At 57.5% G+C, this 12,900-nt stretch carries 9 protein-coding genes; 5 read left to right on the plus strand and 4 right to left on the minus strand.

Annotation, left to right across the window (positions count from 1 at the left end):
* Positions 1-172: 172 nt before the first annotated feature.
* Together iolB and ACESQ2_RS22600 are read right to left on the minus strand one after the other, a co-directional pair.
* Positions 173-982: a 5-deoxy-glucuronate isomerase gene (gene iolB, locus ACESQ2_RS22595; protein WP_025107465.1), complete on the minus strand. Its 810-nt coding sequence runs from the start codon at positions 980-982 to the stop codon at positions 173-175.
* 18 nt (positions 983-1,000) lie between these two features.
* A complete protein-coding gene (locus ACESQ2_RS22600) occupies positions 1,001-2,506 on the minus strand; it encodes a CoA-acylating methylmalonate-semialdehyde dehydrogenase (RefSeq protein WP_373171329.1) in 1,506 nt (501 codons plus the stop codon).
* 361 nt (positions 2,507-2,867) lie between these two features.
* On the opposite strand from ACESQ2_RS22600, the gene ACESQ2_RS22605 reads away from it, so the two are divergent.
* Positions 2,868-3,689, plus strand: coding sequence for a TIM barrel protein (locus ACESQ2_RS22605; protein ID WP_032747679.1), 822 nt, complete (start codon positions 2,868-2,870; stop codon positions 3,687-3,689).
* 86 nt (positions 3,690-3,775) lie between these two features.
* Entirely contained in the window at positions 3,776-5,278 is a 1,503-nt protein-coding gene (locus tag ACESQ2_RS22610) for a helicase HerA-like C-terminal domain-containing protein (protein ID WP_046878221.1), read from the plus strand.
* Between the two features lie 41 nt (positions 5,279-5,319).
* Here the strand turns inward: ACESQ2_RS22610 and lptG are convergent, their stop codons facing one another.
* Together lptG and lptF are read right to left on the minus strand one after the other, a co-directional pair.
* On the minus strand, positions 5,320-6,402 hold the full coding sequence (gene lptG / locus ACESQ2_RS22615) for an LPS export ABC transporter permease LptG (RefSeq protein WP_014227676.1): 1,083 nt from the start codon (positions 6,400-6,402) through the stop codon (positions 5,320-5,322).
* A complete protein-coding gene (lptF, locus tag ACESQ2_RS22620) occupies positions 6,402-7,499 on the minus strand; it encodes an LPS export ABC transporter permease LptF (protein ID WP_004098132.1) in 1,098 nt (365 codons plus the stop codon). Before lptF ends, lptG begins: the two co-directional genes overlap by 1 nt.
* 393 nt (positions 7,500-7,892) lie before the next feature.
* On the opposite strand from lptF, the gene pepA reads away from it, so the two are divergent.
* The 3 genes from pepA to ACESQ2_RS22635 all read left to right on the plus strand — a co-directional run bounded on the left by pepA (position 7,893) and on the right by ACESQ2_RS22635 (position 12,825).
* Positions 7,893-9,404: a leucyl aminopeptidase gene (gene pepA / locus ACESQ2_RS22625; protein WP_004098131.1), complete on the plus strand. Its 1,512-nt coding sequence runs from the start codon at positions 7,893-7,895 to the stop codon at positions 9,402-9,404.
* 122 nt (positions 9,405-9,526) lie between these two features.
* Positions 9,527-9,970, plus strand: a complete 444-nt coding sequence (gene holC, locus ACESQ2_RS22630) for a DNA polymerase III subunit chi (protein WP_004098129.1) — start codon at positions 9,527-9,529, stop codon at positions 9,968-9,970.
* Positions 9,970-12,825 (plus strand): valine--tRNA ligase, encoded by a 2,856-nt coding sequence (locus ACESQ2_RS22635; protein ID WP_373171330.1) that lies wholly within the window; start codon positions 9,970-9,972, stop codon positions 12,823-12,825. Before holC ends, ACESQ2_RS22635 begins: the two co-directional genes overlap by 1 nt.
* Positions 12,826-12,900 lie beyond the last annotated feature (75 nt).

The raw sequence follows: 12,900 nt of genomic DNA on the forward strand, positions 1-12,900 counted from the left end.
ACGTAAACGTCTTATCCGGGCTACTTGTCCGCAGACGACGGTAAACCCGTAGCCCGGCTAAGCGCAGCGCGAGCCGGGGATATGGCAGAATTGCGACGACGATCTTATTCGGGTAACAGGATCAAAAAGGCCGGCTAGCATGGCTAACCGGCCTTTTTATCCTCAACCGATGCTAATCGTGGCGAGGATAATCTGGGCTATTGATCCACGCGTGATCCTCTTCCCAGGTAAACATCCATTTGCGATCCGGGCCGGCCATCACGTTCAGATAGTAGCTGTCATATCCGGCAATCGCCGCCACCGGATGGTAGCCGCGCGGCACCATGACCACATCGTGGTTGTAGGGGGCCATGCAGGCATCAAGGCTGCGGTCATCGGTATAGACGCGCTGGAAGGCAAAACCCTGCGGCGGATCGAAACGGTGATAGTAGGTCTCTTCCAGCTGGGTTTCCTGGCCCGGCAGCGCCGTATCATGCTTGTGCGACGGCCATGAGCTGGTCGCCCCTTCCTCGGTGTAAACCTCCACCACCAGCAGGCAGTCCGCCTGCGCGCTATCCGGCAGAATATTGTGCACCAGCCGCTGGTTACGCCCTTTACCGCGATGCTCTACGCCCACGTCCTGCGGGGAGATAACCCGTGCAGGGAAGGTTCCTTTACCCGGGGCGCTGCATACGGCCAGCTCGAGGTCAGAATCTGCCGTCACTTCGACTTTATCCTGCGGCGGCACGTAGACTGACCAGGGCGGCGTCCGCTCAAACGGCGACATACGCTGGCCGAGGTTCGGGAAATCCGCCTGCGTGGTTTTTACCGAAGCCAGGCCGGCAACCAGCACCAGGCACAGTTCGCGATCGCCGCTTTCCAGGGTGACGGTTTGCCCTTTCTTTAACATCCAGACATCAAAACCAATGTACTTCCACCCCGCGCTCTGCGGGGTGATGTGCTGAATCTGCCCTTCTTTTTTTGCTTTAGCCAGTAAAGACATGGCGCTCTCCTTCGCCGATTAGCCTAACGTCGGCATACTGAATTCAGATACGGTTTGCTGACCCTGCGGCCAGCGGACGGTGGCGGTTTTCATACGCGTATAGAAGCGCACGCCGTCCGGGCCATGGACGTTCAGTACGCCGAATACGGAGCGTTTCCAGCCGCCAAAGCTATGGAAGGCCATTGGAACGGGTACCGGTACGTTGACCCCAACCATTCCGGCCTGGACATCATGGACAAATTCACGCGCGGTGTGGCCGTTGCTGGTAAAGACGGCGCTACCGTTGCCGAACTCATGGCTGTTCACCAGCTCCAGCGCGCTGTGGTAATCCGCCACGCGAACAATCCCCAGCACCGGGCCAAAAATCTCTTCGCGCCAGATAGTCATCTCCGGCGTGACGTTGTCGAACAGCGTTCCGCCGACGTAGTATCCCTCTTCAAACCCGGGCACCTGCGGCTTGCGTCCGTCAACCACCAGCGTCGCCCCCTCGCTAACCCCTTTATCAATATATCCCAGCACTTTTTTCTGATGGGTATCGGAGACGACCGGCCCCATTTCGTTCTCTTCTTTTCCGCGCATACAGCCCGGCCCAACCTTCAGGGATTCCACCAGCGGCTTCAGGCGCGCAATCAGTTTATCCGCCGTTTCATCACCCACGGCAACCACCACCGGCAGCGCCATGCAGCGCTCGCCCGCCGAGCCGAACGCGCCGCCCATAATGGCATTCACGGTGGCATCAAGATCGGCATCCGGCATCACAATCGCGTGGTTTTTCGCCGCGCCAAACGCCTGTACTCGCTTGCCATAAGCGCTGGCGGTTTTATAAATATGCTCCGCCACGCCGGAAGATCCGACAAAGCTTACCGCCGCGATCCGCGGGTCCCGGTATAGCTGCTCGGCATCTTCGTTGCTGCAGTGCACGACGTTAAAGACGCCATCCGGCAGACCCGCTTGTTTCAGCAATTCCGCCAGACGCACCGCGGCAGTAGGCGCCAGCGCTGGCGGCTTCAGGACAAAGCTGTTGCCGCAGGCCAGCGCCAGCGGGAACATCCACATCGGTACCATCGCCGGGAAGTTGAACGGCGTAATGCCCGCTACCACGCCCAGCGGCTGCATCAGAGAATAGCTATCAACGCCGGTGCCGACATCCGATGAGAACTCCCCTTTGATCAGGTGCGGAATACCGCAGGCAAACTCAACGACTTCCATGCCGCGCGTCAGCTCCCCCATCGCGTCGGAAAACACTTTACCGTGTTCGCTGACGATAATCCCCGCCAGCTCTTCAGCGTGCTGTTCCAGTAACATTTTAAAATTGAACATCACGCGGGCGCGGCGCAGCGGCGTGGTGCGCGACCAGCTTTCAAAAGCATCACGCGCCACCTGAATGGCGTCAGAGACTTCCTGCGCGGTCGATAACGTGACTTCGCGGACCACTTTGCCCGTCGCGGGGTCGAAAACCGGCATTGTTTTGCTGCTGCCGCTGGTAACGGTTTTCCCGCCAATAAAGTTTCCTGTGATAGTCATGCTCTCGCCTCATCTGTATGGGGTATCGGGGGCCAACGCAGTACGGCCCATTACTGGATCTGCTGTGCTGTAACCGTAGTAAAATGAAATTAATATTTCAATATTGATGACTAGTGAAATTCTATTTTGGTGATGATGGTCGCAATTTCGTGTAAGAAATTGCCGGCTTGCGGACTAAAGCACGATAAAAAGAGTTGAGATTTAGCGCCACCTGCAACCCGTGCTCTTTAAAACGCAGCAGAAAAATATTTTGCGAGTCGGCTCAAAAAATCACCATTTCATACATTGCTAATTTTGGAATAAATGTTTTGACTATGAGGCATTCGAACGAATCCGATCCCTACATTTCTGGAGAGTCAAAATGGCTATTGCATCGCAACGTTTCTGCATCAACCGCAAGATCGCCCCGTCACTCAGCATTGAGGCCTTTTTCCGGCTGGTGAACAGCCTGGGGCTGAACAAAGTCGAGCTACGTAACGACCTCCCCAGCGGAAAAGTAACCGACGACCTGAGCCACCAGCAGGTGCGGGAGCTGGCTGACCGCTACCATATTGAGATCCTCACTATCAATGCGGTCTACCCCTTCAACTGCCGCACCGCAGAGGTTCGTAGCCTGACGGAGTCATTGCTGAAAGAAGCCAAAGCCGTTGGTGCCAAATCGCTGGTGCTGTGCCCGCTGAACGATGGTACCGAGGTTCCGGCGAGCGAAACCCTTAACGCCCTGCGTGACCTGGCGCCGCTATTCGCCTTCTACGGTATTCAGGGGCTGGTGGAGCCGCTCGGTTTCCCGCAGAGCTCGCTCCGCTCCTCGGCGCAGGCGCAAACGCTGATCCACGACGCGCGGGTGCCGTTTAAGCTGCTGATAGATACCTTCCATCATCATCTTTATCCGCAGGCGGAGCAGGAGTTTAACCAGGTGGATATCGGCGAAATCGGTCTGGTCCATCTTTCCGGCGTAGAGGATACCCGCCCGCGCGAAGCCCTTACCGACAATGAGCGCATCATGCTGACCGCAAAAGACCAGCTGCAAAGCTGCGAGCAGGTCAAAAACCTGGAGGCGCGCGGCTATCAGGGCGTGTATGCGTTCGAACCCTTCGCGCCGGAATTGGCAAACTGGAGCGAAGACGATATCCGCCGCGAAATCGAACAGAGCATCGCGTTAATTCAGCGCCACTGCGCCTGACGTGAATAAGCGAAGGTGCGCGTGATTTCCCTCCTTTTGCTATCAGGTTGCCTATACTCGCAGCAGGATAAATGGAGAAATCGCTCATGAGCTCACCTCTGCTGATTGCACGCACGCTGGATAAACAGCTGCATTTACTGCCCGCTATGGCCAACCGCCACGGCTTGATTACCGGCGCCACGGGGACCGGTAAAACCGTCACTCTGCAAAAGCTGGCGGAGTCTTTCTCGGAAATCGGCGTTCCGGTATTTATGGCCGATGTGAAAGGCGACCTCACCGGTATCGCCGAGTCGGGCCAAAGTTCGGAAAAGCTGCAGGCGCGTCTGGAAAAAATCGGCGCAACGGACTGGCAGCCGCACGCCAATCCGGTGGTGCTATGGGATATTTTTGGCGAAAAAGGCCACCCGGTTCGCGCCACGGTTTCCGATCTCGGGCCGCTGCTGCTGGCTCGCCTGCTCAACCTCAATGAGGTTCAGTCCGGGGTGCTGAATATCATCTTCCGTATCGCCGACGATCGCGGGCTGCTGCTGCTCGACTTTAAAGACCTGCGCGCCATAACCCAATACATTGGCGACAACGCCAAAGCGTTTCAGAACCAGTACGGCAACATCAGCAGCGCCTCCGTTGGGGCGATTCAGCGCGGATTATTAACCCTGGAGCAGCAGGGCGCGGAGCACTTTTTCGGCGAACCTATGCTCGATATCCAGGACTGGATGCGCGTCGACGCTGAGGGTAAAGGGGTGATTAATATCCTGAGCGCCGAAAAGCTTTACCAGATGCCGAAGCTGTACGCCGCCAGCCTGCTGTGGATGCTCTCCGAGCTTTACGAACGCCTGCCGGAGGCCGGTGACCAGGAGAAGCCAAAACTGGTCTTTTTCTTTGATGAAGCGCATCTGCTGTTTAACGATGCGCCGCAGGTGCTGCTGGATAAAATCGAGCAGGTCATTCGCCTGATTCGTTCTAAAGCCGTCGGGGTCTATTTTGTTTCACAAAACCCGGCGGACATTCCCGATGCGGTTCTCGGTCAGCTGGGTAATCGCGTGCAGCACGCCCTGCGCGCCTTCACGCCGAAAGACCAAAAAGCGGTAAAAACCGCCGCGCAGACCATGCGCGCGAATCCCGCGTTCAGTACCGAACAGGCGATCCAGGAGCTGGGCACCGGCGAGGCGCTGATCTCCTTTCTTGATGAGAAAGGCAGCCCTTCGATAGTGGAACGCGCGATGGTTATCGCACCCTGCTCGCGTATGGGGCCGGTCACCGATGACGAACGTAACGGGCTGCTTAACCACTCGGCGCTGTACGGAAAATATGAAGAAGAGATCGACCGTGAATCGGCCTTTGAAAGGCTGCAACAGGGCGTTCAGAGCACAACGGAGCAGCAGCAATCACCGCCCGCAAAAGGCCAGCAAAACGGCGATGACGACGGTCTGCTCGGCGGGCTCAAAGACATTCTGTTCGGCACCACCGGGCCGCGCGGCGGCAAACGCGACGGCATTGTGCAAACGGCGGCCAGGAGCGCGGTGCGTCAGGTCACCAACCAGATAGTCAGGGGAATGCTGGGAAGCTTACTTGGCGGGCGGAAACGCTAAAAAAAGCCCCCTTTCTGACTTCAGGAAGGGGGCGCGTGACGTCAGGTTTTACGCATCATCAGCCAGAGGCTCAGCAAGAAGAAGCTGGCGCTCGGCAACAGCGCGCCGATAATCGGCGGAATGCCGTACACCAGGGTGAGCGGGCCGAAAATCTGGTCCAGCACGTAGAAGATAAAGCCGAAGCTGATCCCGGTCACCACTCTGACGCCCATCGGTACGCTACGCAGCGGGCCGAAGATAAACGACAGCGCCATCAGCATCATCACCGCCACCGACAGCGGCTGGAAGATTTTGCTCCACATATTGAGCTGATAGCGGCCCGGATCCTGACCGCTGGACTTCAGATAGGTAACATAGTTGTGCAGGCCGCTGATGGACAGCGCGTCCGGGTCCAGCGCCACCACGCCGAGCTTGTCCGGCGTCAGGTTGGTCTTCCAGGTCCCGCTGACCGTCTGCGTTCCGGTGACCTGTTTCGGGTCAGTCAGGTTGGATTCATCCACCTGCGACAGTCGCCAGAGCTTATTCTCGGTGTCGAACTTTGCCGAAGCGGCATAGCGAACGGACTGCAAGCGGCGCTGGTCGTTAAAGGCGTAAATGCTCACCCCGCCCAGCTCATCGTTGCCTTTTACCCGCTCGATATACACAAAGTTATGGCCGTCTTTCGCCCATAGCCCCTGCTGAGTGGAAAGCAGCGAACCGCCGTACATCTGCTGAGCACGATAGTTACGCGCCATCTGCTCGCCCTGCGGGGCAACCCACTCGCCCATCGCCATGGTCAGCAGCACCAGCGGAATCGCGGTTTTCATCACCGACAGCGCCACCTGCAAACGGGTAAAGCCGGAAGCCTGCATCACCACCAGTTCGCTGCGCTGCGCCAGCATCCCCAGCCCCAGCAGCGCGCCGAGCAGCGCCGCCATCGGGAAGAAGATTTGGATATCTTTCGGCACGCTGAGAATCGTGTAGATTCCGGCCCCCAGCGCATCATAGTTGCCCTGCCCGGCCTTTTTCAGCTGGTCGACAAACTTGATGATGCCCGAGAGGGAAACCAGCATGAACAGGGTCATCATGATGGTATTGAAAATCGTCTTACCGATATAACGGTCAAGTACCCCAAACGCCTGCATCACGCCGCTCCTTTGTTAAAACGGGCACGGAAGCGGCGCATCGGCACCGTATCCCACAGGTTCAACAGCACGGCCAACGCGAAATAGAGCAGGTTTACCGCCCACATCCAGACCATCGGATCCATTTTGCCTTTACCGCCGCTCGATTTAATCGACGTTTGCAGCAGGAAGAACACCAGATAGAGCAGCATCGCCGGCAGCATCGACAGCACGCGGCCCTGGCGCGGGTTCACCACGCTGAGCGGCACCACCATCAGGGCCATGATGAACACCGTTGCCACCAGCGTGAAGCGCCAGTGCAGCTCCGCCCGGGCGCGATCGGTATCGGTATGCCACAGGGTGCGCATATCCATCTGCTCGGTATCGTTCGGGTCGGAGGCCACCGCCTGATGGCCGACTATCGCCTGATAGTTTTTGAAGTCGGTAATGCGGAAGTCGCGCAGCATCGCGGTGCCTTCAAAGCGGGTGCCCTGATTCATGGTCACCACCTGCGAGCCGTCTTTACGCAGCGATAGCTCGCCGGTATCCGCGACCACCACCGACGGGCGCGCGTTGCCTCGCGGCCGTAGCTGAGCAAGGAAAACGTCGCTGAAGCGGTTGCCGTTGACGTTCTCAATAAACAGCACCGCGCTGCCGTCGCTGGCCTGCTGGAACTGGCCCTGAGCCAGCGCCGCCATGCCGGGGTTCGCTTTCGCCTCCGCCAGCACTTCATCCTGGTGACGAGAAGACCAGGGGCCGGCCCACATCACGTTGACCGCCGCGACGACGCCCGTAAAGAGCGCCAGGATCATGGCGGCTTTCACCAGCACGGCTTTACTCAGGCCGCAGGCGTGCATCACCGTAATTTCGCTTTCGGTATACAGTTTGCCCAGCGTCATCAGCAGCCCGAGGAATAAACTCAGGGGCAGAATAAGCTGCGCCATTTCAGGTACGCCCAGCCCTAACAGCGAGAGCACCAGATTTGTCGGGATATCGCCATCAACAGCGGCGCCGAGGATCCTGACCAGTTTCTGACAAAAGAAAATGAGCAGCAGGATGAATAGGATCGCCAACTGGCTTTTCAGCGTCTCACGAACCAGATATCTTATGATTATCACTATAAATACGCCCGTAAAAACCCGTTTTATTGCAGGAAAATTGCTTGTTTCATGGCTTAAACGTCATTTATTCTCTTTGGTCGTCGAAAACATCGCTAAGATTAAATGACTCGCTGGTTCTGCGTATCAGGATCTTTTCTGACGAACCAAGGCCGTAATAACGTTAAGATTAACACGAAGTCACCACAACAGCGGACATGAGTTACGAAAGCTTTCAATTTCTATACTCTATGGATTTCGAGTTGCAGGCAGGCGGCAAGACTGTGAAGCCCCGGAGCTTACATCAGGTAAGTGACAGGGGTGAGCAGGCGCAGCCAACGCATCTGCAACTTGAAAGACGACGAGTATATCTGTAGCCACCACTGTTGTCTTTAAGATTCAGGAGCATAGTGCATGGAGTTCAGTGTAAAAAGCGGTAGCCCGGAGAAGCAGCGGAGCGCCTGTATCGTGGTCGGCGTCTTTGAACCACGTCGCCTCTCCCCCATCGCCGAACAGCTTGATAAAATTAGCGACGGTTATATCAGCGCCCTGCTGCGTCGCGGCGAGCTGGAAGGCAAACCTGGCCAGACTTTATTGCTGCACCATGTGCCGAACATTCTGTCAGAGCGCATTCTGCTTATTGGTTGCGGCAAAGAGCGCGAGCTGGATGAACGTCAGTACAAGCAGGTCATTCAGAAAACAATCAATACGCTGAATGATACCGGCTCAATGGAAGCCGTCTGCTTCCTGACCGAGCTGCATGTCAAAGGCCGCAATAACTACTGGAAAGTGCGTCAGGCGGTCGAGACCGCCAAAGAGACGCTATACAGCTTTGACCAGCTGAAAACCAACAAAAGCGAGCCGCGTCGCCCGCTGCGTAAAATGGTCTTCAACGTCCCAACTCGTCGCGAGCTGACCAGCGGCGAACGCGCTATTCAGCACGGTCTGGCGATTGCTGCCGGCATCAAAGCGGCGAAAGATCTCGGCAATATGCCGCCAAATATCTGTAATGCCGCCTATCTGGCCTCTCAGGCGCGCCAGCTGGCCGATACCTACAGTAAGAACGTCATTACCCGCGTTATCGGCGAACAGCAGATGAAAGAGCTGGGAATGAACTCCTATCTGGCGGTCGGCAACGGTTCGCAAAATGAATCGCTGATGTCGGTTATCGAATATAAAGGCAACCCGGCGGAAGACGCGCGCCCTATCGTGCTGGTGGGTAAAGGTCTGACCTTTGACTCCGGCGGCATCTCCATCAAGCCTTCCGAAGGCATGGACGAGATGAAATACGACATGTGCGGCGCGGCGGCGGTGTACGGCGTGATGCGTATGGTTGCCGAACTTCAGCTACCGCTGAACGTTGTCGGCGTGCTGGCCGGATGTGAAAACATGCCGGGCGGCCGCGCCTATCGTCCAGGCGACGTGTTGACCACGATGTCCGGGCAAACGGTGGAAGTGCTGAATACCGATGCCGAAGGGCGTCTGGTGCTGTGCGATGTGCTGACCTACGTTGAGCGCTTCGAGCCGGAAACCGTTATCGACGTGGCCACGCTGACCGGCGCCTGCGTGATTGCGCTGGGCCACCACATCACCGGCCTGATGTCGAACCACAACCCGCTGGCCCACGAGCTGATCGGCGCGTCCGAACTGGCGGGCGATCGCGCATGGCGTCTGCCGCTTGGCGACGAGTTCCAGGAGCAGCTGGAGTCTAACTTTGCGGATATGGCCAATATCGGCGGCCGTCCCGGCGGGGCGATTACCGCGGGCTGCTTCCTGGCGCGCTTTACCCGCAAGTACAACTGGGCGCACCTGGATATCGCCGGTACCGCGTGGCGTTCCGGGAAAGCCAAAGGCGCGACCGGTCGTCCGGTGGCGATGCTGTCGCAGTTCCTGCTTAATCGCGCCGGATTTACCGGCGAAGAGTAATTGCCGTCTGATGCCCGGTGGCGTTACGCTTGCCGGGCCAACGAAAAGATGCCGTTTATAGGCCGGGTCAGCGTAGCGCCGCCCGGCTTAAGCATTTAAAGTCACCACAAGAAGCCCCATATATGAAAAACGCAACGTTCTATCTTCTGGACAATGATACGCAACAAGACGGCCTGAGCGCCGTTGAACAACTGGTGTGTGACATTGCCGCAGAACGTTGGCGCAGCGGCAAGCGGGTACTCATCGCCTGTGAAGATGAGCAGCAGGCCATTCGTCTGGACGAAGCGCTCTGGGCTCGACCCGCGGAAAGTTTCGTTCCGCATAATCTGGCGGGAGAAGGTCCGCGCGGCGGCGCGCCGGTGGAGATTGCCTGGCCGCAAAAGCGCAACAGCAGCCCGCGGGATATTCTGATTAGCCTGCGGCTAAACTTTGCAGATTTTGCCACCGCTTTCACAGAAGTGATAGACTTCGTCCCTTATGAAGATTCTTTGAAACAACTGGCGCGCGAACGCTATAAAGCGTACCGCATGGCTGGTTTCAACCTGAACACGGCAACCTGGAAATAATGGAAAAGACATACAACCCCCAAGATATCGAACAGCCGCTTTACGAGCACTGGGAAAAGCAGGGCTATTTCAAACCCAATGGCGACGAAAGCCAGGAAAGTTTCTGCATCATGATCCCGCCGCCGAACGTCACCGGCAGTTTGCATATGGGTCATGCCTTCCAGCAAACCATCATGGATACCATGATTCGCTACCAGCGCATGCAGGGTAAAAACACCCTGTGGCAGGCCGGTACCGACCACGCGGGTATCGCTACCCAGATGGTGGTTGAGCGTAAGATTGCCGCCGAAGAAGGTAAAACCCGCCACGACTACGGTCGCGACGCCTTTATCGATAAAATCTGGCAGTGGAAAGCGGAATCCGGCGGCACCATTACCCGTCAGATGCGCCGCCTGGGCAACTCCGTGGACTGGGAGCGCGAGCGCTTCACCATGGACGAAGGCCTGTCCAACGCCGTAAAAGAAGTCTTTGTCCGCCTGTACAAAGAAGATCTGATCTACCGCGGTAAGCGCCTGGTCAACTGGGACCCGAAACTGCGCACCGCCATCTCCGATCTGGAAGTGGAAAACCGCGAGTCTAAAGGCTCGATGTGGCATATCCGCTATCCGCTGGCCGACGGCGCGAAAACCGCTGACGGTAAAGATTATCTGGTCGTCGCCACCACCCGTCCGGAGACCGTGCTGGGCGATACCGGCGTGGCCGTTAACCCGGAAGATCCGCGCTATAAAGACCTTATCGGCAAATTCGTGATCCTGCCGCTGGTTGACCGCCGCATTCCGATTGTGGGCGATGAACACGCCGATATGGAAAAGGGCACCGGCTGCGTGAAGATCACCCCGGCGCACGACTTTAACGACTATGAAGTGGGCAAGCGTCATGCGCTGCCGATGATCAACATCCTGACCTTTGACGGCGACATCCGCGAAACCGCGGAAGTTTACGACACCAAAGGCAACGAGTCCGATGTTTACTCAAACGCCATCCCGGCGGAGTTCCAGAAGCTGGAGCGCTTTGCCGCGCGTAAAGCGGTGGTTGCCGCTATCGACGCCCTGGGCCTGCTGGACGAGATTAAACCGCACGATCTGACCGTTCCGTACGGCGACCGCGGCGGCGTGGTAATTGAGCCGATGCTGACCGACCAGTGGTACGTCCGCGCCGACGTGCTGGCTAAACCGGCGGTTGAAGCGGTGGAGAACGGTGACATCCAGTTCGTGCCGAAGCAGTACGAAAACATGTACTTCTCCTGGATGCGCGATATTCAGGACTGGTGTATCTCCCGCCAGCTGTGGTGGGGTCACCGCATCCCGGCATGGTACGACAACGACGGCAACGTCTACGTTGGCCGCACCGAAGACGAAGTGCGTCAGGAAAATAACCTGGGCGCCGACGTGGCGCTGCGCCAGGACGAAGACGTTCTCGATACCTGGTTCTCCTCCGCGCTGTGGACCTTCTCCACCCTCGGCTGGCCGGAAAACACCGATGCCCTGCGTCAGTTCCACCCGACCAGCGTGATGGTTTCCGGCTTCGACATCATCTTCTTCTGGATTGCCCGCATGATCATGATGACCATGCACTTCATCAAAGATGAAAACGGCAAGCCGCAGGTGCCGTTTAAAACCGTCTATATGACCGGTTTGATCCGCGATGACGAAGGCCAGAAGATGTCCAAATCGAAGGGCAACGTTATCGACCCGCTGGATATGGTCGACGGCATTTCCCTGCCGGAGCTGCTGGAAAAACGCACCGGTAACATGATGCAGCCGCAGCTGGCGGAAAAAATCGCCAAACGCACCGAGAAGCAGTTCCCGAACGGCATTGAGCCGCACGGTACCGACGCCCTGCGCTTTACCCTGGCGGCGCTGGCCTCTACCGGCCGCGATATCAACTGGGATATGAAGCGTCTGGAAGGTTACCGTAACTTCTGCAACAAGCTGTGGAACGCCAGCCGCTTTGTGCTGATGAATACCGAAGATCAGGATTGCGGCTTTAACGGCGGCGAAATGACCCTGTCGCTGGCGGACCGCTGGATCCTGGCGGAATTCAACCAGACCATCAAAGCCTACCGCGAGGCGCTGGACGGCTTCCGCTTCGATATTGCCGCAGGCATTCTGTACGAGTTCACCTGGAACCAGTTCTGCGACTGGTATCTGGAGCTGACCAAGCCGGTAATGAACGGCGGTTCCGAGTCTGAGCTGCTCGGCACCCGTCACACGCTGGTGACCGTTCTGGAAGGTCTGCTGCGCCTGGCGCACCCGATTATTCCGTTCATCACCGAGACCATCTGGCAGCGCGTGAAGGTCATTTGCGGTATCACTGCCGATACCATCATGCTGCAGCCGTTCCCGCAGTACGATGCGTCTCAGGTTGACGAAGCGGCGCTGGCCGATACCGAATGGCTGAAACAGGCGATCGTCGCCGTGCGTAACATCCGTGCGGAAATGAACATCGCCCCAGGTAAGCCGCTGGAGCTGCTGCTGCGCGGCTGCAGCGAAGCCGCGATTCGTCGCGTGAACGACAACCGCAGCTTCCTGCTGAACCTGGCGCGTCTGGAAAGCATCACCGTGCTGCCTGCCGATGATAAAGGTCCGGTTTCCGTGACCAAAATTATCGACGGCGCCGAGCTGCTGATCCCGATGGCTGGCCTTATCAATAAAGAAGATGAGCTGGCGCGCCTCGCTAAAGAGGTGACCAAAATCGAAGGCGAGATTGGCCGCATCGAAAGCAAACTCTCCAACGAAGGCTTTGTGGCGCGCGCGCCGGAAGCGGTGATCGCCAAAGAGCGTGAGAAGCTGGAAGGTTACGCGGAAGCAAAAGCGAAGCTGATTGAGCAGCAGGCGATTATCGCCGCGCTGTAATTCACTCGCCCCTTATCCATTCGGATAAGGGGCGTTTTCTGTGAAAGATCCTCGCTTGCACTCTCCCCTCCCGCA

It is taken from the genome of Klebsiella sp. Q11, from assembly GCF_964241505.1.
Classification (GTDB): Bacteria; Pseudomonadota; Gammaproteobacteria; order Enterobacterales; family Enterobacteriaceae; genus Klebsiella; species Klebsiella michiganensis.